Origin of the sequence: Erwinia pyri (assembly GCF_030758455.1) — a bacterium.
Taxonomy (GTDB): Bacteria; Pseudomonadota; Gammaproteobacteria; order Enterobacterales; family Enterobacteriaceae; genus Erwinia; species Erwinia pyri.
The window spans coordinates 1,750,941-1,770,278 of record NZ_CP132353.1; the positions used below are offsets into that span (position 1 = coordinate 1,750,941).

Consider the following 19,338-nt stretch of genomic DNA (forward strand, 5'->3'; position numbering starts at 1 on the left):
GCTGTCATTCCCCCGACTTTACCCTTAACGCGATCCCGCTTCGCCTTAAACTCATGTTATTCCGTGATAAACCGAATCAGGAGCTACCATGATCCCGCCGTTTGTTCCCCCTCCTGCCAGCTGGCAGCGCGACGACTACCTGTTGAGTACCGATCCCGGTTTACTCGACGTGGAGTGGGTACACCACCAGCTTTCCCACCACTGTTACTGGGCTAAAGATCAGTCGAAGGAGACGACTTTGCGCACGCTTGCCTGTTCGCTGACCTTTGGGCTCTATACGCAGCAGCAGCAGATAGGCTTTGGGCGGCTGATCACCGATTATGGCCGTTTCGCCTATCTCAGTGATGTGATTATTGCCCGGGAGCATCGGGGTAAAGGGCTGGGGCAGTGGTTTGCCCGCTGCGTCACGCAGCATCCTGAGCTGTCCGGCGTAAAGCGCTGGATGCTGGCCACCGATGATGCCCATGCGATTTATCAGCGCGCTGGCTGGCAGGCGGTTGCCGAGCCGGGCCGGCTTATGGAATTTTGCCCCCCGTCAAACGAGGTGGCGCCATGAGTTATCGGGTAGGGGTGGATATTGGGGGTTCCTTCACCGACTTTGCGGTGCTGGACGAGCGGGATAACACCATCAGAACGCTGAAAGTGCTCTCCCGGCCTGACAGTCCGGGCAGCGAAATCTCGACCGGACTCGCGGCGTTTCAGCAGCGGGATGGCATTAATCCACAGGAGATAAGCTATTTCACCCATGGCACCACGGTAGGCGTTAATGCGGTGATCCAACGCAAAGGGGTCAGGCTGGCGCTGTTTACCACTGAAGGGTTCAGCGATGTGCTGGAGCTGGCCAGGCTGAAGATCCCCCATATTCACGATCTTTTCTCTCGCAGACCGGTGCCGTTGATCCCGCGCGATCGCGTTTTTCCGGTAGCGGAAAGAACCGATCGTGACGGGATTGTTCTGCAGCCGCCGCAGCGTGAAAGCGTGCTGGCCGCAGTAGAAAGCGCCCGGTCAGCGGGTTGCGTCGGTATTGTTATCGCCTTTCTCCACAGTTACCGCAATGGCAGCAATGAACGGGCTGTGCGGGAGATCGTCTCTGAGGTCGCGCCCGACCTGCTGGTCTCCTGCTCCGCAGAGATCTGGCCCATTATCCGTGAGTATGAGCGAACCATCACCGCCACCATTAACGCATACGTTCAGCCGCTGGTGATCCGCTATCTGCAGGCATTTGAACTGGCCCTCAGGGAGCGGGGAGTCACGGTGCCGCCGCGAATTACCAAATCTAACGGCGGCGTGATGAGCGTGGCGCAGGCAAAAGCAGAGTGCGTGCAGATGGTGCTTTCGGGGACGGCTTCCGGAGTGACAGGCGCCAGTTATCTGGCAGAAACCTGCGGCTTCGATAAATTGCTGAGCCTGGATATTGGCGGCACCAGCGCGGACGTGGCGGTGATTGTCAACGGCAGGCCAGAGTATGGCACCGGCGAAATTATCGGTGAATTTCCTATCTATATCCCCTCCGTCTCTGTGACGTCAGTGGGGCAGGGCGGCGGCTCGCTGGCCTGGATCGATGCGCTCGGCGTATTGCAGGTTGGCCCGGACAGCGCGGGATCGCTGCCGGGACCGGTCTGCTTCCGGCGTGGCGGAACGCAGGCAACCGCCACCGATGCCTTTGCCGCCTGCGGTCTGATCGGGCATGGCGATCTGGGCTATCACGCCGTGCAGGTAGATGTGGCCGCCGCCCGAGCGGCGATCGGCGTGCTGGCCGAACCGCTGGGTATTACGCTGGAAGAAGCGGCAGAAAATATCATCGCGCTCGCCATCTCCAGCATGTACAGCGACACCAGCGGGCTGCTCTCACGCTTTGGCCTGGATCCGCGGGAGTTCTGGTTCCTGGCGTTCGGCGGTGCCGGCCCGATGATGGGCTGCTTCCTGGCGCGGGAGCTGAATATGAAGGGCGTCGTCGTGCCGCCAACGCCGGGCGTGCTCTCGGCGCTGGGCGGGCTGGTGGCAGATCTGAAAAACGATTTTATCCGCACGCTGTACTGCGATCTCAAACCTGCTGTAGCTGCTGAACTGGCAGAGAAAGCTGCGCTGCTGCGCGCAGAGGCAGAGGCCTGGCTGGAAGAGGAGTATGGTGTTGGCCTGCCGCGCACCCTGAGCTTCTCGGCGGAGATGCGCTACCGGGGGCAGTCGTTTGAGATTGACGTGCCGCTGGAGCCGGACTGGCTGATGGAGGGCGATACCGCCGCCCTGAGCGCCGCTTTTCATGCTCATCATCAGCGGATGTTCGGGCATCACGATCCTGCGGCGGGCGTCCAGCTCATTGCGTTACGCCTGGTCATTACCTCCCCGACGCCGAAACCAGCCCTGGTGACGCTGGCGGCAGCGACCGGCCCGGTCAGGGTACTGCAACAGGTGGAAGCCTGGCTGGATGGACGCTGGTGGCAGGTGGATGTCATCTCCCGCGCCACGCTGGCGGCAGGACATCACTTCTCCGGGCCGGCCATCGTACTGCAGGATGACTGCACCACCTGTGTGCCGCCAGATATGACGGTAGAGGTAGACCGCTTCGGCAACCTTCTTATCACGCCGCGGGAGGCGAAAAATGGCTATTGATGGACGTAATCTGCAAATCCTTGCCAACTACTGCGCCGCCGCTGCCGATGCGATGGCTTTTACCCTGATGCGCACCGCGCACTCCACCTTCGTGAAAGAGACCGAAGATTTCTCCTGTCAGATCGTCAGCCGCAGCGGGATGGCGTTCGCCTCGCCGCGCAGTTTCGGCGCGCCCTGGTACAGCGGAATTGATTACGGCCCGGTGCTGACGCTGATCGACAGCTATCAGCAGGGGGATATCTGCATAACCAATGACTCTTACGCCGGTAACGTGGCCACGCATTCACCGGATATTCATATCTGGAAACCGGTCTTTCACGACGGGGAAATCGTCTGCTTTGTGGTGGGACATATTCACAACACCGACGTCGGCGGCGCGGTGCCAGCCTCTCTTTCCCGCTCGTTAACCGATATCGTGCAGGAGGGGGTGCGCATTCCACCGCTGAAAATTATCACCGGCGGCAAGCTGAATGAGGAGGTGGCGAAGATCATGCGGCTGAACGTGCGGGCGGCGGAGCAGAACTGGGGCGACTTTAATGCGCAGATCGCCTCGGTGAATATCGGCGAACGCAAGGTTCAGGAGATTATCGCGCGCTTTGGCGTGGAGGATTTCCTCAGCGGCATTGAAGGGATGCTGGATTATGCCGAAAAGCAGGCCAGGGCAGTCATCGCCACCATCCCAGATGGAGACTATTTTTACGCCGACTACGCGGATGAAGACAGTGAGGGAGGCTATCCCTGCCGGATCGCCGTAACGCTGCGGGTGAAAGGTGAACAGCTTGAGCTGGATTATACCGGCAGCGATCCCCAACTGATGTCCTCGCTCAATATGCCTACCGGCGGGCGCGAGCGGCATCCGCTGGCGCTGGTTGGCGTGACCTATGTGCTCTCCACGCTGGATCGTAAGCTGCTGCTCAATGCCGGAACGTTGCGCCCGACGCGGGCAATTTTACCGCCCGGCACGATCATGAACTGTGAAGCCCCGGCTGCGGTAGGCATGCGTTCACTGACCTGCGCAATGTCGCAGATCGCCACGCTGGGCGCCTTCTCTCTGGCGATGCCCGACAGGCTTCCCGCCAACTCTCCGGGCGGTAACGCCATCATGAATATTCGTACCGTTGACCGACACAACCGCACGGTGGTCGCCTCGCTTGGCCCGGTCGGTGGCGGCTCAGGCGGCACGCCAAAACATGACGGGCCTGAGGGGTCCGGCGGCCTCTCTGCCTTCCTGAAAAATACCCCGATCGAGATCAATGAAGCAGAGGTGCCCGTGCAGTTCCTGCGTTATGGCCTTGCCTGCGACAGTGCCGGTGCTGGCGAATATCGGGGCGGCCTGGCTACCGAAATGGTGTTCAGAGTGTTTGCGCCCAACACCACCATTACCGCCCGTAACCGCAACCGATCTGTTTTTGCCTCTGCCGGCACGCTGGGAGGAAAATCGGGCTCGCTCTCCTGGTTCCGCACGCAAAGTGCCGATGGAAAAATAACGGAGCACGGCAATACGGATGTGATCCACTGCGGGCCAGGGGATGTGGTCACGGTAAAAGGGCCGGGCGCGGGAGGATATGGCCTGGCCAAAAACCGTCGGCCAGCGGCAGTGCTTAACGATGTGAAGTGTGGGTTTGTCTCGCTGGCTGCGGCCCGTAACGACTACGGCGTGGCGATCGTTGAGGGAGAGACAGACCTTTCTGATACGGTCAGACTGCGCGCAGCCATGCCTGAAACCGCCGGAGAACATTTTGATATCGGACCGGCGAGACAAGCGTTTGAGGCCCTGTGGACGCAGCAGCGCTACCGCCTGCTGACTTCGTTTCTGGCCGATCGGCCCATTGTCTGGCGTTACTTTCTCAAACATCAGATTTTCGCCGCGGTAGCGGCAGGAGAACTGGCTGATTTACCGGTTGAGGAGCAGATGGAGAGCCTTTTTAAGGGGGTGCTTGCACGCTTTCCCGCGCTGCAGGGAGAACCCATTTAGCCCGCAAGGCACTTTTGTCATCTATCCTTATTAGCCTGAACCTGAAAACCGGAGGCTAATAATGAGCACCAAGACCAGCGATTTTTTTGTTGAACGCCTGAAAGCGTGGGGCGTGACCCGCATTTATGGCTATCCCGGCGATGGGATAAACGGCGTGCTTGGCGCGCTCCAGCGTGCGGAAAAGCGCGGTGAAGGCATCGAGTTTATCCAGGTTCGTCACGAAGAGATGGCCGCTTTTATGGCGGTGGGCCACGCCAAGTTCACCGGCGAGCTTGGCGTTTGCCTCTCGACCGGTGGGCCTGGCGCAACGCACCTGCTGACCGGGTTATATGATGCCAAAATGGACCACGCGCCAGTACTGGCGATTGCGGGCCAGGCGGAAACCACTGCGCGAGGCGCCAGCTATCAGCAGGAGATGAACCTGGATCGGGTGTTTGCTGATGTAGCTAACTTTGTTCAGGAAACCGCCACGCCCGCGCAGCTGCGCCATCTGGTTGACCGTGGCGTGCGTATTGCTAAAGCGCAAAACGGCGTGGCGGTGCTTATTCTGCCAAAAGATGTCCAGGATGAACCCTGGGAAGCTCCCGCTCATGCTCACGGGTTCACCCATTCTGCGGTGGGTTATCAACGTCCCAAAGTGGTGCCTTACGAAGCCGATCTGGCACGCGCCGCTGAGGTGCTGAATGCCGGGAAGCGCGTGGCGATCCTGATTGGCTCTGGTGCCAGAGGCGCTGCCGTTGAGGTGGTGCAGGCGGCGAATCTGCTGGGCGCAGGGGTGGCAAAAGCGCTGCTGGGCAAGGATGTGCTGCCAGACGATGCGCCTTTTGTCACCGGATCTATCGGGTTGCTGGGCACTAAGCCCTCCTCCGAGATGATGAAATCCTGCGATACCCTGCTGATGATCGGCTCCGGCTTCCCGTGGACAGAATTTCTGCCAGAAGAGGGTCAGGCCAGAGCCGTACAGATTGATATCGATCCCGCCATGCTGGGGCTGCGCTATCCCTGCGAGGTGAACCTGCACGGCGATGCCGCGGAAACCCTGCGTGCGCTGCTGCCGCTGCTGACGCATAAAGAAGATCGTCAGTGGCAGGAAGAGATTGCCCGTCAGGTACAGGAGTGGTGGACGGTGATGGAGGAGCGAGCCATGGCCGCCGCTAAGCCGGTTAATCCGCAGAGAGTGGTCTGGGAAATGTCGCCGCTGCTGCCCGATAACGCCATCGTCACCTCCGATTCGGGCTCCTGCGCTAACTGGTTTGCCCGTGATTATCGCGTTAAGCAGGGACAGAGAGCGACGCTCTCCGGCGGTCTGGCCTGTATGGGAGCCGCGGTGCCTTATGCTATTGCGGCAAAATTTGCCGAGCCGGAAAAACCGGTGGTGGCGCTGGTAGGTGACGGCGCCATGCAGATGAACAATATGGCTGAGCTGATCACCATCCAGAAATACTGGAAGCAGTGGGCAAACCCCAATCTTATCGTCTGCGTCTTCAATAACCAGGATCTCAATCAGGTCACCTGGGAGCAGCGCGTGATGGAGGGCAACCCCCGTTATGAAGCGAGCCAGGAGGTACCGGATGTGCACTATGCGCAGTTTGCGGAATCACTCGGCCTGAAAGGCATTTTTGTCGACGATCCTGAAAAGCTTCAGGGCGCATGGGCTGAAGCGCTTGCCGCCGACAGGCCAGTCGTACTGGAGGTGAAAACCGACCCGGAAGTCGCACCGCTTCCGCCGCATATTACCTTTAAACAGGCGAAGGCGTTTATGGCCTCTATGGCAAAAGGCGACCGTGGCGCAGGCAAAGTCCTTGCCGATACCGCCAGCCAGCTGCTGAATGAGGTTCTGCCGGGTAAACATTAAGCAGAGCGCATTGTGCACAAAAGGACAATCTGCCTTTATCAACAGCCATCTATGCTTTAAGGCCCGCCCGGCTCGCTGAGCCGGGCCTGTTACTGCGCAAAGGCCTGACGAGGAAACACAACATGACTACAGAGAAAAAACCTGTCTGGTTTATTACCGGCTGCTCTACGGGCTTTGGCCGTGAACTGGCAAATGAACTGGTAAAGAAAAAATATAACGTGGTGGTCACCGCCCGCGATCTCAGCAAAGTAGAGGATTTGGTCTCAGGCGCTGAAGAGCACGCGCTGGCGCTGGCGCTTGATGTCACCGATAGCGGAACCATTAAAGAGGCGGTGGACGCGGCGCTGGCAAAATTCGGTACGATTGACATACTGGTCAATAATGCCGGATACGGTTATCAGTCCTCGGTGGAGGAGGGAGAGGACGCGGAGATCCGCGCCCAGTTTGATGCCAACGTGTTCGGTCTGTTTGCCATGACGCGGGCGGTGCTGCCGACAATGCGTAAGGCCGGAAGCGGACATATCATCAACGTCACGTCGGTCGCCGGGATCATCGGTTTCCCTGGCTCGGGTTACTACTCCGCCAGCAAACATGCGGTGGAAGGATGGTCCGACTCGCTGCTGGCTGAAGTTGGCCCGCTGGGCATCCAGGTGACCTGCGTCGAGCCGGGGCCGTTCCGTACCGACTGGGCTGGCCGTTCGCTGCATCAGACCCCAAGCCAGATCGACGACTATGCCGAAACCGCCGCCGCCCGCATGAAAGGCACGGCGGAAAACAGCGGCAAGCAGGCGGGCGATCCGGTACGGGCAGCTCAGGCGATGATCGCCATTGCGGAAGATCATGACGCCCCGCGTCATCTGGTGATGGGCGCCTGGGGCTACGATGCGGTTACCGCCAAAATCAAAGCCCGTCTGACCCAGATAGAAGCGTGGAAAGAGACGACCGTCGGTACTGATTTCCCGAAATAATCGTCATGGGGAAGGCCTTCGGGCATTCCCCTTTTTCAGGCCGTAAATAATTTCAGCTGCGCGATACGCTCCAGAGCGTTCATCAACTCCTCACTCTTCACCCTCAGGCTGATACGCACATACTGTTCCCGCCCTTACTAAAGAGATGATTTTGTATCCCTCAGGATACAAACTATTCTTTTAATGGGGTTTTTGTATCCTTTGGGACACAAAGAGCAACCGCCTTCAACGCTAAAACCAAATTCATCTCCCGGACACCTTGCCTTAACCCCGCTGTCATATTGCGCCCGCAACATACCTGCATTGAAAAAGTCAGGTCGCCCGGATGTTCTCCCGGCGACGCCGCCGCCTCCCTCTGAATGAGGATTTTCAGATGCTGAACCTGTCCAGACATCCGACCACTGTATATCAGGCTATTGCCGCCCAGCTGGAAGCTGAACTAAGCACTCACTATCGTTGCGGTGAATACCTGCCTTCTGAAAAGCAGCTGGCAGAACGCTATGCTGTTAACCGCCATACGCTGCGCCGGGCGGTAGATGAACTGGTCAGCAAAGGACTGGTTCAGCGGCGCCAGGGCGTGGGCATTTTGGTGCTGATGCGCCCTTATAACTACCCGCTGCACTCGCAGGCGCGCTTCAGCCAGAACCTGATGGAGCAGGGGAGTCATCCCACCAGCGAACGGCTGCTGGCGGTGCTGCGTCCCTGCAATGCCGAAATCGCCGCCGCGCTGGGTTGCCTGGAGGGAGAGACGGTTATCCATCTTCGTACTCTTCGCCGCGTCAACGGCGTGCCGGTCTGCGTCATTAATCACTATCTGGCCGATCTGCACTGGTGGCCCACTCTACAGCAGTTCGCCAGCGGCTCGCTGCATGACTATATGCAGCAGCATCTCTCGCTGTCGTTATCACGCAAACAAACCCGAATCACCGCACGCCGCGCTCAGGCGAAAGAGAGCAAGCTGCTTGAAATCGCGCTGCACTCTCCGCTGCTTTGCGTGCGCACGCTGAATATCACCGGTGAGCAAAAGCTGGCGGAATATTCCGTCAGCCTGACGCGCGCCGACATGATTGAACTGACGCTGGAGCACTAAATGGATCCAATCAAGGCAAGACAGCGCTGGCTTTCGGTACTGTCTCACAGCCAGCCCGACCAGCTGCTGAGCTGCTGGCAGCCGCTGAATCTTCACCCGCACTATGAACGGCTGCGCGCGCCAGAAACTGGCCTGACGCGCCTGCAGGCCAGGATGGGCGGCACCGGTCGTCGCTTTATCCTGGGAGATACTACTGTAACCCGTGCCGTGGTGCGTCTGGACGATGGCATTTGCGGATACAGCTACGTCATTACCCGCAATAAAGAGCATGCCGAACTCTGCGCCCTGATGGATGCCCTGTTGCAGCAGAGCAGCAGCGCAGAACTGATCCAGCAGAAAATTATTGCGCCGCTGGCTGCCGCCCGCCAGGAGCAACTCACCCTGCGCGCCCGCGAAATAGCCAGCAGCCGCGTCGACTTCTTCACCCTTGTCCGGGGAGATAATTAATGACTTTACTTGCCAGCTTTGCCCATCCCGTTGCGGATGCACAGCGCGCTTTTCGCCGCATTCTGAAAGCCATGAGCGAGCCTGGGGTGATGGTCTCGCTGCCGCAGCTTCCCGCCTGGGGCAATGCTTCTCCCGCTGCCACCGCGGTGCTGATGACGCTGGTTGACCGTGAAACGCCGCTTTATCTCGACAGCACGCTGAGTAACGAAGCGTTGCTGGCTAACCTGCGTTTTCATACCGGCGCGCCGGTAACCCAAGAGACCAATGTGCCTTTTGCACTGCTGCATGCCAAATCGGACACCGCTATTCAGCAGTTTTCGCCGGGCAGCAATCATTCGCCAGAAAAAAGCACCACGGTAATTATTGAAGTCGCCAGCCTCAATGGCGGCCTGACGCTGCGCCTGAGCGGGCCGGGGCTGATGGAATCCCGCGCGATTGCACCTCAGCTGCCGGAAAGCGTGCTGCACTATCTGCGCGAACGTCCGCACAGCTTCCCGCAGGGGATCGATTTAATCTTCACCTGTGGCGAAAACATGATGGCGCTGCCCCGTACCACTGACGTGAGGGTCTGCTGATGTACGTAGCCGTTAAAGGGGGCGAAAAGGCGATTGAGTCCGCCCATCAGCTGCAGGAAAACCTGCGCCGGGGCAGTGGAGAAAGCGAGCTTCAGTGCCAGCAGATCGATCAACAGCTGGGGCTGGCCGTAGATCGGGTGATGACCGAAGGCGGCATTCACGATCGCGAACTGGCTGCGCTGGCAATCAAACAGGCGAGCGGCGATCTGGTGGAGGCTATTTTCCTGCTGCGCGCCTACCGCACCACGCTGCCACGCCTGGCGGACAGCCTGCCGTTGCAGACGGAAGAGATGCGCCTGGAACGCCGTATCTCTGCGGTCTATAAAGATTTGCCGGGCGGTCAGGTATTGGGTCCGACTTATGACTACACCCACCGCCTGCTGGACTTCACGCTGCTGGCCGAGGGTAAAGCGCCGCAGGCGCCACGTGCTGAACAGCCGCTGGATGAGCGCTGTCCGCATATGTTCGACCTGATGACCCGTGAAGGGCTGGCCCAGCGTGAAGAGGATGACGGCAGCGAGCCGCTGGACATTACGCGTGAACCGCCAGCCTATCCCTCCCCGCGCTCCGCCCGTTTGCAACAGCTGGTGCGCGGCGATGAAGGCTTCCTGCTGGCGTTAGGCTATTCAACCCAGCGCGGTTACGGCCGTAACCACCCGTTTGCAGGCGAGATCAGAACCGGTTATCTCACGGTAGAGATCGAGCCGGAAGAGCTGGGCTTCCCGCTGGAGATTGGCGAAATCCTGCTGACCGAATGTGAGATGGTCAACGGCTTCACCACGCCAGAGGATAAAGCGCCGCACTTAACGCGGGGCTATGGTCTGGTGTTTGGTCGGGCCGAACGTAAGGCGATGGCGATGGCGCTGGTGGATCGTTCGCTGCAAACGGAGCAGTACGGCGAGCGCATCACCAGCCCGGCACAGGACGAAGAGTTTGTGCTCTCCCATGCTGACAACGTAGAGGCGGCGGGCTTTGTTTCGCACCTCAAACTTCCTCACTATGTCGATTTCCAGGCGGAGGTTGAGCTGCTCAACCGCCTGCGTGCCGAATATCAGGAGAAGCACCGTGACTGAACTCAGCGGTTACAACCCCGGCTACCTTGATGAACAAAGCAAACGCACCATCCGCAGGGCGATCCTCAAAGCGGTGGCTATTCCGGGTTACCAGGTGCCGTTTGGCGGCCGTGAAATGCCGATGCCATACGGCTGGGGAACCGGGGGTATCCAGCTCACCGCCAGCGTGATTGGCGAGCATGACGTGCTGAAAGTGATCGATCAGGGCGCGGATGACACCACCAACGCCGTTTCCATCCGGCGGTTCTTCCAGCGCGTAAGCGGTGCGGCCATCACCGAGCGCACGGTCGATGCCACGCTGATCCAGACGCGTCACCGCATTCCGGAAACGCCGCTGACCGAGGATCAGATCCTGATTTTCCAGGTGCCGATCCCGGAGCCGCTGCGCTTTATCGAGCCGCGCGAGACCGAAACCCGCACCATGCATGCGCTGGAGGAGTACGGCATCATGCAGGTGAAACTGTATGAAGATATTGCCCGTTATGGCCATATCGCCACCACCTACGCCTACCCGGTAAAGGTCAACGATCGCTACGTGATGGATCCGTCGCCCATCCCGAAATTCGATAACCCCAAGATGAATATGATGCCAGCGCTGCAGCTGTTTGGCGCCGGACGCGAAAAGCGCATCTATGCCTTACCGCCTTATACCAAAGTGGAAAGCCTGGATTTTGACGATCATCCGTTCACCGTGCAGAAGTGGTCCGAGCCATGCGCGCTTTGCGGCTCCCGCCACAGCTATCTGGATGAGGTGGTGCTGGACGACCAGGGCACCCGGCTGTTTGTCTGCTCCGATACCGATTACTGCCATCAGCAACAAGAGGCGCAACAAGCATGATCAGCGAACAACCGCTGCTGGCGGTCAACCAGCTAACGCATCTCTATGCGCCGGGCAAAGGCTTCAGCGACGTCTCGTTTGAACTCTTTCCGGGCGAGGTGCTGGGCATCGTCGGCGAGTCCGGCTCGGGCAAAACGACGCTGCTGAAGGCGCTGTCTGCCCGACTGGCGCCGCAGCAGGGCAACATTATTTATCAGGGTCAGGATCTCTACGCGCTGAGCGAAAGCGATCGCCGTCGTCTGCTGCGCACCGAATGGGGCGTGGTGCATCAGTATCCGATGGACGGACTGCGCGCGCAGGTCTCTGCCGGCGGCAATATCGGCGAACGTCTGATGGCCGTGGGCGAGCGGCACTATGGCGACATCCGCGAGAAAGCGGGCCGCTGGCTGCAGGATGTGGAAATCCCGCTGTCGCGCATTGATGACCTGCCGGGCACCTTCTCCGGCGGCATGCAGCAGCGCCTGCAGATTGCCCGCAACCTGGTGACCCATCCCCGGCTGGTGTTTATGGATGAGCCGACCGGCGGGCTGGATGTGTCGGTACAGGCGCGCCTGCTCGATCTGCTGCGCAGCCTGGTTCGCGACCTGAACCTGGCCGTGGTGATTGTGACCCACGATCTGGGCGTGGCGCGTCTGCTGGCGCACCGCCTGCTGGTGATGAAGGAAGGGCAGGTGGTGGAGAGCGGGCTGACCGACCGGGTGCTGGACGATCCGCATCACCCCTATACCCAACTGCTGGTCTCATCAGTACTCGGCTGAGCATAAAGCCCAACCTAATCAGGAACTTGCCATGAGTCTTCAACTGCGCGTCGAAAATTTGTCTAAAACCTTCGTGCTTCATAACCAGCATGGGGCCGAATTGCCGGTGCTTCAGCACGCCAGCCTGGAAGTCTCCGCCGGTGAGTGCGTGGTGCTGCATGGCCATTCGGGCAGCGGGAAATCCACGCTGCTGCGTTCGCTCTATGCCAACTATCTGCCGGACCAGGGGCATATCTGGGTTAAACACCAGCAGGAATGGGTTGATCTTGTCAATGCGCCCGCCCGACAGATTCTGGCGCTGCGGCGTGACACCATCGGCTGGGTCAGCCAGTTTCTGCGGGTGATCCCGCGAATTTCCACACTTGATGTGGTGGCCCAGCCGCTGCGCGAGCGCGGCGCGGAGCGGCAGGAGAGCGAGGAGCGGGCAAAATCGCTGCTCAGCCGCCTGAACGTGCCTTCCCGTCTGTGGGATCTCGCCCCCTCGACCTTCTCCGGTGGTGAGCAGCAGAGGGTGAATATCGCCCGCGGCTTTATTGCAGACTATCCGGTGCTGCTGCTGGATGAGCCCACTGCCTCGCTGGACAGCGCCAACAGCGCCGCGGTGGTCAGCCTGATTGAACAGGCCCGAGATCGCGGCGCGGCTATCGTCGGCATCTTCCACGATAACGCCGTCCGGGACCGGATTGCTAACCGTCTTCATGTGATGAACCCCTTTGCTGAGAGCACCGTATGATCATCAATAACGTCAAACTGATTCTGGAAAATGAAGTGGTCAGCGGCTCGCTGGCGTGTGAGAACGGCGTGATCCGGGCCTTCTCCGATACCGCCAGCCAGCTGCCAGCGGCTATTGATGGTGAGGGCGGCTGGCTGATGCCGGGAATGGTAGAGCTGCATACCGACAATCTTGATAAATTTTTCACGCCGCGCCCAAAAGTAGACTGGCCCGCGCACTCCGCCATGAGCAGCCACGATGCGCTGATGGTCGCCAACGGTATTACCACGGTGCTGGATGCCATTGGGGTAGGCGACGTGCGGGACGGCGGGCATCGGCTGGATAATCTGGAGAAGATGATCAATGCCATCCGCTACAGCGAGCAACACGGCCTGAACCGCGCCGAACATCGTCTGCATCTGCGCTGCGAGCTGCCGCATGACTCCACGCTGCCGCTGTTCGAGCAGCTGATGCATACGCCAGAGCTGTCGCTGGTCTCGCTGATGGACCACTCGCCGGGGCAGCGGCAGTACACCTCGCTGGAAAAGTACCGCGTTTATTTCCAGGGCAAGTACAATCTTAACGATCTGGAGATGGATGAGTTTGAGTCGAGCCAGCTGCGCTTTGCCGAGCGCTGGTCGAAACCCAACCGCGAGGCGATCTCAGCCTGGTGCCGTGAGTATCAGATCCCGCTGGCCAGCCATGACGACGCCACGCTGGCGCATGTGGAGGAGTCTAAGGCCGTTGGCAGCGTGATCGCGGAATTCCCCACCACGGAAGAGGCGGCAAGAGCTTCCCGCGAGCTGGGATTGCAGGTGCTGATGGGCGCACCGAATATTGTGCGCGGCGGTTCGCATTCGGGCAACGTGGCGGCGCACCAGCTCGCCGCGCTGGGCCTGCTGGATATTCTCTCTTCAGATTACTATCCCGCCAGCCTGCTGGATGCGGCGTTCCGTATCGCCAGCGACGAGAACAATGGCTATCAGCTCCCGGCGGCTGTCGCACTGGTTACCAGCAATCCTGCCCGCTCGATCGGCCTGACCGACCGCGGAGTGATAGCGGAGGGCAAGCGTGCGGATCTGGTGCTGGTGAATCACCATCAGGGGCAGGTCCACGTGCGCTCGACGTGGGCGAAAGGACGGGTCGTTTACTGATGGCCAGGCTCATCTGGCTGATGGGCGCCTCCGGTTCAGGCAAGGACAGCCTGCTGGATGCGCTGCGCGAAGCGGCACCGGAAGGGGTGCTGGTGGCGCACCGCTACATTACCCGGGCTGCTGACGCCGGGGGCGAAAATCATATCGCCCTCAGCGAGGCGGAGTTTCAGCGACGGCGCGCAAAAGGGCTGTTCGCGATTGACTGGCTGGCGCATCAGCAGGCCTATGCGCTGGGCATCGAAATCGACCTCTGGCTGGCGCAGGATCTTGACGTGGTGGTGAACGGGTCACGGCTGCACCTGCCAGCTGCTGAACAGCGTTACGGTACGCAGCTGCTGCCCGTGTGCCTGCAGGTGTCGCCCGGGGTGCTGGCTCAGCGTCTCCGGCAGCGCGGCAGGGAGGGGGAGGAGCAGATAGCGCAGCGCCTTCGCCGTGCCGCAGAAGGCCCGCCGTCTTCCTGCATGATGCTGAATAATGACGGCCCGCTGAGCCAGACGCTGAGCGAGTTTATGGCGCTGCTGGCAGAGCAGGCGTGTTCGCCAGCTCAAGCGTTTGCTGCTTCAGGTAGCCAGGCTGCGGGACGCTAAACGAGTTTATAGCGCTGCTGGCAGAACAGGGCAGCTCGCCAGCTGAAGCGCTTGCTGACGCAAGGCGTGAAGCTGCTGGCCGCTGAGCACTTTTGCAGCGCGGGCAGTTGAGCAATGAGCATTATGCTCCGGGAGAGGCTAACCTTATGCAGTTTACTTTTTTGGGAACCGGTGACGTCCGCCAGGTGCCGGTTTTTGGCTGCGATTGCGCAGCCTGTCTGCGCGCCCGGCAGCACTCCGCGCGACGGCGCACGCCCACCAGCGCCTTAATCCGCCAGGGTGGCGAAACCACACTGCTGGATGCGGGGCAGTGCCATCTGGAGGAGCAGTTTGCGCCGGGCGAGCTGGACCGCATTTTTCTGACCCATTTTCATATGGACCATGTGCAGGGGCTTTTTGCGCTGCGCTGGGGGATGGGAGCCAAAATTCCGGTTTACTCTCCGCCCGACGAACAGGGATGTGACGATCTCTACCGGCATCCCGGTCTGCTCGCCTTTCAGCCTTTCCTGCGGCCTTTTGACCCGCTTCCCTGCGGCGATCTGCTGTTTACGCCGCTGCCGCTTATTCATTCGAAAATCACCTTCGGCTATCTGATTGAGCATCAGGGCGTGCGGCTGGCCTACCTTACCGATACCGTCGGGCTGCCAGAGGAGACGCTGAGCTGGCTTCAGCAGCGAAGGATCGATCACCTGGTTCTCGACTGTAGCTATGCTCCCACCGACTCGCCGCCGCGCAACCACAATGACATCTCGCTGGCGCTGGCTTTACATCAGCAGCTTGCTCCTGCTCAAACCTGGCTGACACATATCGGTCATGAGGTGGATAACTGGCTGGCTGCCAATTCCTTGCCGCCAGGCGTAGCCGCAGCGTATGACGGCTTAACGCTGGAAATGTGACAATGTCACTTTTTCCCTGCGTCATTTTTTCATCATCCCGTTGTCATTAAACCGTCACTGCGCTCGCCGTTAATAGGGCGCACAAGGCGTAACGCCTGACTCACTACGGGAAACACTATGGCACAGGCACTGTTAAAACCGGCCCCCGCTCCTGAGCTCAAGCCGCTGCGGTCAGCGCAGAAAAAAGTTCTGGCCGTAAGAGGCCTTGGCAAAGCGTACAACGCGCAAAACCGCGTGTTGCAGGAGATTAATTTTGATTTGCACGCCGGGGAGTTGGTGGCCGTTGTCGGGCGTTCCGGCGCGGGGAAATCCACGCTGTTGCATGTGCTGAATGGCACACTGCCTGCTACAGAGGGGGAGATCCTGAATTACCGCGAATCGGGTCAGCAGCAGAACATCGTTGAGCTGAATGCACGCCAGATGCGCGAATGGCGTAGCGAGTGCGGCATGATTTTCCAGGACTTCTGCCTGGTTCCGCGTCTTGATGTGCTCACCAATGTTCTGCTTGGCCGTCTCAGTCAGACTTCCACCCTGAAATCCTTTTTCAAAATCTTCCCGGATGCCGACCGCGCGCGGGCGATTGGCCTGCTGGAGTGGCTGAACATGCTGCCGCAGGCGCTGCAGCGTGCGGAAAACCTCTCGGGCGGACAGATGCAGCGCGTGGCGATCTGCCGGGCGCTGATGCAAAACCCAAAAATTCTGCTCGCCGATGAGCCTGTCGCCTCGCTCGATCCGAAAAATACCCGCCGCATTATGGATGTTCTGCGTCAGGTGAGCGACAACGGCATCAGCGTGATGGTCAACCTGCACTCGGTTGAACTGGTGAAAGAGTACTGTACCCGCGCCATTGGTATCGCCAAAGGGCGCATTGTGTTTGACGGACATCCGTCGCAGTTAACCGAAGAGCTTCTCCATACGCTGTATGGCGAAGAGATGACGCAACTTAACTAAGATCTTTTTTGGGACCCGGCAATGAAAAAATTATTATTAACCTCCCTCCTGGCAAGCGTAGTGGCATCAGGTTTTGCTCAGGCAGCCACGCCAAAGGAACTGAACTTAGGCATTTTGGGTGGTCAGAACGCCACGCAGCAGATCGGTGATAACCAGTGCGTAAAGGATTTCTTCGATAAAGAGCTGGGGACGGATACTAAATTACGTAACTCTTCCGACTACTCCGGCGTGATTCAGGGGCTGCTGGGCGGCAAAGTGGATATGGTGCTGAGCATGTCTCCCTCTTCCTATGCCTCTGTCTATATTAAAGATCCCAAAGCGGTAGACGTTGTGGGAATTGCGGTTGACGATACTGATAAATCAAAAGGCTACCACTCAGTGGTTATCGTGAAAGCCGACAGCCCCTATAAGAAGCTGTCAGATCTGAAAGGCAAATCTTTCGGTATGGCTGACCCTGACTCAACCTCAGGCTTCCTGATCCCCAACCAGACCTTCAAAAAAGAGTTTGGCGGCAGCGTGGATGACAAATACAACGGCTTCTTCTCCAGCGTGACCTTCTCCGGCGGCCATGAGCAGGACGTGTTAGGCGTGCTGAATGGTCAGTTTGAAGGTGCAGTGACCTGGGCTTCCATGGTCGGCGATTACAACACCGGCTACACCAGCGGGGCGTTTACCCGCATGATCCGCATGGATCACCCCGACCTGATGAAGCAGATTCGTATTATCTGGGAATCGCCGCTGATCCCTAACGGCCCGATCCTGGTAAGCAACAAGCTGGATGCTGATTTCAAACCTAAGCTGGTCGCTGCCATCAAAAAGCTGGATACCGAGAACCACAGCTGCTTTATCAAAGCGATGGGCGGTACACAGCATATTGGCCCGGCTACCGTGGCGGATTACCAGAACATCATTGATATGAAGCGTGAACTGACCAAGGGCGCGCGTTAAGTTGCGGTCCGGGAGCGCCTGATTCAGATCGCTGAGCAGGCGCTCTTTTTGTTTCAACTCTTAACCGGTTAACGTATGCAAAACACTGAGTTTGAGCGCTATTATCAGCAAATTCGTGGCAGGCAGAAACGCGATACGGTTCTCTGGTCGCTGATCCTTCTGGCTCTCTTTCTGGCTTCCGGCAATGTCGCCGAATTCAGCCTCACCACCGTTCTGACGTCGCTGCCTCATTTCTTCGATTATCTTGGTGAAACGCTGCCAGTGCTGCACTGGAACCTGCTGTTTGCCGACGGGCATACCGAAGGCTCGCTGGCTTACTGGGGTTACCGGCTGCATATTCAGCTGCCGTTGATCTGGGAAACGCTCAATCTGGCGCTGGCGGCAACGCTGCTGTCGGTGGCTGCGGCGGTGATCCTTGCGTTTCTTGCCGCTGACAATACTCACTCCCCGGTCTGGCTGCGCTACGCCATCCGCACCGCTGTGGCCTTTTTACGCACCATGCCGGAACTGGCCTGGGCGGTGATGTTTGTGATGGCCTTTGGTATCGGCGTGATACCGGGCTTTCTGGCGCTGGCGCTGCACACTATCGGCAGCCTGACCAAGCTGTTCTATGAAGCTATCGAGAGCGCTTCGGATAAGCCGGGGCGAGGGCTGGCCTCCTGTGGTGCTGGCCCCTTACAAAGAATGCGTTTTGCGCTCTGGCCACAGGTGAAGCCGGTGTTTCTCTCTTACAGCTTTATGCGTCTGGAAGTCAACTTCCGGCAGTCGACCATTCTTGGGCTGGTAGGGGCCGGCGGTATAGGTCAGGAGCTGATGACCAATATCAAGTTGGATCGGTACGATCAGGTCAGTATGACGATGTTGCTGATTATCGTGGTGGTGTCGCTTCTGGATACTTTTTCCGGCCATCTGCGCCGCTGGGTTGTCGAGGGGAAAGCAGCATGATCGCCTTAGCCGGTTCTGACTCTTTAAACAGTATGAAAGCGAAGCACAGCGAGCTTTTCTCTGTGCAGCGTCGCTATTTGCGCCAGCTTGGCATTATCGCTGCCGCTGTGCTGCTTTATTACCTCTTCTTTTTTAATATGTTCGGCATTTCCTGGGCGCAGTTAGCCGCGGGCAGTGCGCAAATTGGCCGTTATTTTCTGCGGATGTTTGTCTGGCATGATGTGGCAAACTGGCCGTTTGCTTACTATTTCAGTCAAATTTTCATCACGCTGGCGATTGTCTTCGCTGGCACCATTACCGCCACGCTGGTTGCGTTACCGGTGTCGTTCCTGGCCGCACGTAACGTGATGTCATCCAGAGCGCTGCGCCCCGTGGCGCTGGTGGTACGCCGTCTGCTGGATATTCTTCGTGGCATCGATATGGCGATTTGGGGACTGATTTTTGTGCGAGCCGTGGGCATGGGGCCGCTGGCTGGTGTCCTGGCAATTGTGATGCAGGATGTGGGGCTGCTGGGCAAGCTTTATGCGGAGGGGCACGAGGCGGTAGAGCGTTCGCCTGGCAGGGGGCTGAATGCAGTGGGAGCTAATTCGCTGCAAAAGCATCGCTACGGCATTTTTACCCAATCTTTCCCGGCATTTCTGGCATTGAGTCTCTATCAGATTGAGTCCAACACCCGATCGGCGGCAGTATTGGGTTTTGTCGGGGCAGGCGGCGTCGGCCTGGTCTATGCCGAGAATATGCGCTTATGGAACTGGGACGTAGTGATGTTTATTACCCTGATTCTGGTGATGATTGTGATGGCGATGGATATCGTCTCCGCAAAATTACGCAAGCGCTATATTACCGGCAAGGCGATCCCGCTGTTTGGTCAGGAGTAGGGTGCGGTTAAAACGGGGGGCGGTGATTTGGCGTTGCCTGGGAGGTCCGGCGTTGCCTTTGATTTCAGCGCTTACACA

General features: G+C 58.9%; 19 protein-coding genes. All 19 read left to right on the forward strand.

Annotated features, from left to right (window positions below; translation table 11 throughout):
• The first annotated feature begins 88 nt into the window (after positions 1 to 88).
• The 19 genes from Q3V30_RS08110 (at position 89) to phnE (Q3V30_RS08200) (ending at position 19,260) form a co-directional block, all read left to right on the forward strand.
• Positions 89 to 556, forward strand: a complete 468-nt coding sequence (locus Q3V30_RS08110) for a GNAT family N-acetyltransferase (protein ID WP_306212108.1) — start codon at positions 89 to 91, stop codon at positions 554 to 556.
• Entirely contained in the window at positions 553 to 2,610 is a 2,058-nt protein-coding gene (locus Q3V30_RS08115) for a hydantoinase/oxoprolinase family protein (protein WP_306212109.1), read from the forward strand. Before Q3V30_RS08110 ends, Q3V30_RS08115 begins: the two co-directional genes overlap by 4 nt.
• Positions 2,600 to 4,585, forward strand: a complete 1,986-nt coding sequence (locus Q3V30_RS08120; protein ID WP_306212111.1) for a hydantoinase B/oxoprolinase family protein — start codon at positions 2,600 to 2,602, stop codon at positions 4,583 to 4,585. Before Q3V30_RS08115 ends, Q3V30_RS08120 begins: the two co-directional genes overlap by 11 nt.
• Before the next feature lie 61 nt (positions 4,586 to 4,646).
• A complete protein-coding gene (locus tag Q3V30_RS08125; RefSeq protein ID WP_306212114.1) occupies positions 4,647 to 6,440 on the forward strand; it encodes a thiamine pyrophosphate-requiring protein in 1,794 nt (597 codons plus the stop codon).
• 122 nt (positions 6,441 to 6,562) lie between these two features.
• Complete coding sequence (locus Q3V30_RS08130) at positions 6,563 to 7,408, forward strand: oxidoreductase (protein WP_306212116.1); 846 nt, start codon at positions 6,563 to 6,565, stop codon at positions 7,406 to 7,408.
• A gap of 376 nt (positions 7,409 to 7,784) precedes the next feature.
• A complete protein-coding gene (phnF, locus tag Q3V30_RS08135) occupies positions 7,785 to 8,498 on the forward strand; it encodes a phosphonate metabolism transcriptional regulator PhnF (RefSeq protein ID WP_306213130.1) in 714 nt (237 codons plus the stop codon).
• On the forward strand, positions 8,499 to 8,945 hold the full coding sequence (gene phnG / locus Q3V30_RS08140) for a phosphonate C-P lyase system protein PhnG (protein WP_306212118.1): 447 nt from the start codon (positions 8,499 to 8,501) through the stop codon (positions 8,943 to 8,945). It abuts the gene before it with no gap.
• Positions 8,945 to 9,520: a phosphonate C-P lyase system protein PhnH gene (gene phnH / locus Q3V30_RS08145; RefSeq protein WP_306212120.1), complete on the forward strand. Its 576-nt coding sequence runs from the start codon at positions 8,945 to 8,947 to the stop codon at positions 9,518 to 9,520. Before phnG ends, phnH begins: the two co-directional genes overlap by 1 nt.
• Positions 9,520 to 10,593: a carbon-phosphorus lyase complex subunit gene (locus Q3V30_RS08150; protein ID WP_306212122.1), complete on the forward strand. Its 1,074-nt coding sequence runs from the start codon at positions 9,520 to 9,522 to the stop codon at positions 10,591 to 10,593. Before phnH ends, Q3V30_RS08150 begins: the two co-directional genes overlap by 1 nt.
• Entirely contained in the window at positions 10,586 to 11,431 is an 846-nt protein-coding gene (locus Q3V30_RS08155) for an alpha-D-ribose 1-methylphosphonate 5-phosphate C-P-lyase PhnJ (protein WP_306212124.1), read from the forward strand. Before Q3V30_RS08150 ends, Q3V30_RS08155 begins: the two co-directional genes overlap by 8 nt.
• On the forward strand, positions 11,428 to 12,189 hold the full coding sequence (gene phnK / locus Q3V30_RS08160) for a phosphonate C-P lyase system protein PhnK (RefSeq protein WP_306212126.1): 762 nt from the start codon (positions 11,428 to 11,430) through the stop codon (positions 12,187 to 12,189). Before Q3V30_RS08155 ends, phnK begins: the two co-directional genes overlap by 4 nt.
• A 31-nt stretch (positions 12,190 to 12,220) precedes the next feature.
• Positions 12,221 to 12,922, forward strand: coding sequence for a phosphonate C-P lyase system protein PhnL (gene phnL, locus Q3V30_RS08165; protein ID WP_306212128.1), 702 nt, complete (start codon positions 12,221 to 12,223; stop codon positions 12,920 to 12,922).
• Entirely contained in the window at positions 12,919 to 14,055 is a 1,137-nt protein-coding gene (phnM, locus tag Q3V30_RS08170; protein WP_306212130.1) for an alpha-D-ribose 1-methylphosphonate 5-triphosphate diphosphatase, read from the forward strand. The genes phnL and phnM overlap by 4 nt, the downstream gene beginning before the upstream one ends.
• On the forward strand, positions 14,055 to 14,642 hold the full coding sequence (gene phnN / locus Q3V30_RS08175; RefSeq protein ID WP_306212132.1) for a ribose 1,5-bisphosphokinase: 588 nt from the start codon (positions 14,055 to 14,057) through the stop codon (positions 14,640 to 14,642). Before phnM ends, phnN begins: the two co-directional genes overlap by 1 nt.
• A gap of 146 nt (positions 14,643 to 14,788) precedes the next feature.
• Positions 14,789 to 15,538: a phosphonate metabolism protein PhnP gene (phnP, locus tag Q3V30_RS08180; RefSeq protein ID WP_306212134.1), complete on the forward strand. Its 750-nt coding sequence runs from the start codon at positions 14,789 to 14,791 to the stop codon at positions 15,536 to 15,538.
• 117 nt (positions 15,539 to 15,655) lie between these two features.
• Entirely contained in the window at positions 15,656 to 16,489 is an 834-nt protein-coding gene (gene phnC / locus Q3V30_RS08185; protein WP_306212136.1) for a phosphonate ABC transporter ATP-binding protein, read from the forward strand.
• Between the two features lie 21 nt (positions 16,490 to 16,510).
• A complete protein-coding gene (phnD, locus tag Q3V30_RS08190; RefSeq protein ID WP_306212138.1) occupies positions 16,511 to 17,437 on the forward strand; it encodes a phosphonate ABC transporter substrate-binding protein in 927 nt (308 codons plus the stop codon).
• Between the two features lie 75 nt (positions 17,438 to 17,512).
• Positions 17,513 to 18,382: a phosphonate ABC transporter, permease protein PhnE gene (gene phnE, locus Q3V30_RS08195; RefSeq protein ID WP_306212140.1), complete on the forward strand. Its 870-nt coding sequence runs from the start codon at positions 17,513 to 17,515 to the stop codon at positions 18,380 to 18,382.
• The gene (gene phnE, locus Q3V30_RS08200) at positions 18,379 to 19,260 is read left to right on the forward strand and encodes a phosphonate ABC transporter, permease protein PhnE (RefSeq protein ID WP_306212142.1); all 882 of its coding nucleotides are present in this window, start codon (positions 18,379 to 18,381) and stop codon (positions 19,258 to 19,260) included. The genes phnE (Q3V30_RS08195) and phnE (Q3V30_RS08200) overlap by 4 nt, the downstream gene beginning before the upstream one ends.
• Positions 19,261 to 19,338 lie beyond the last annotated feature (78 nt).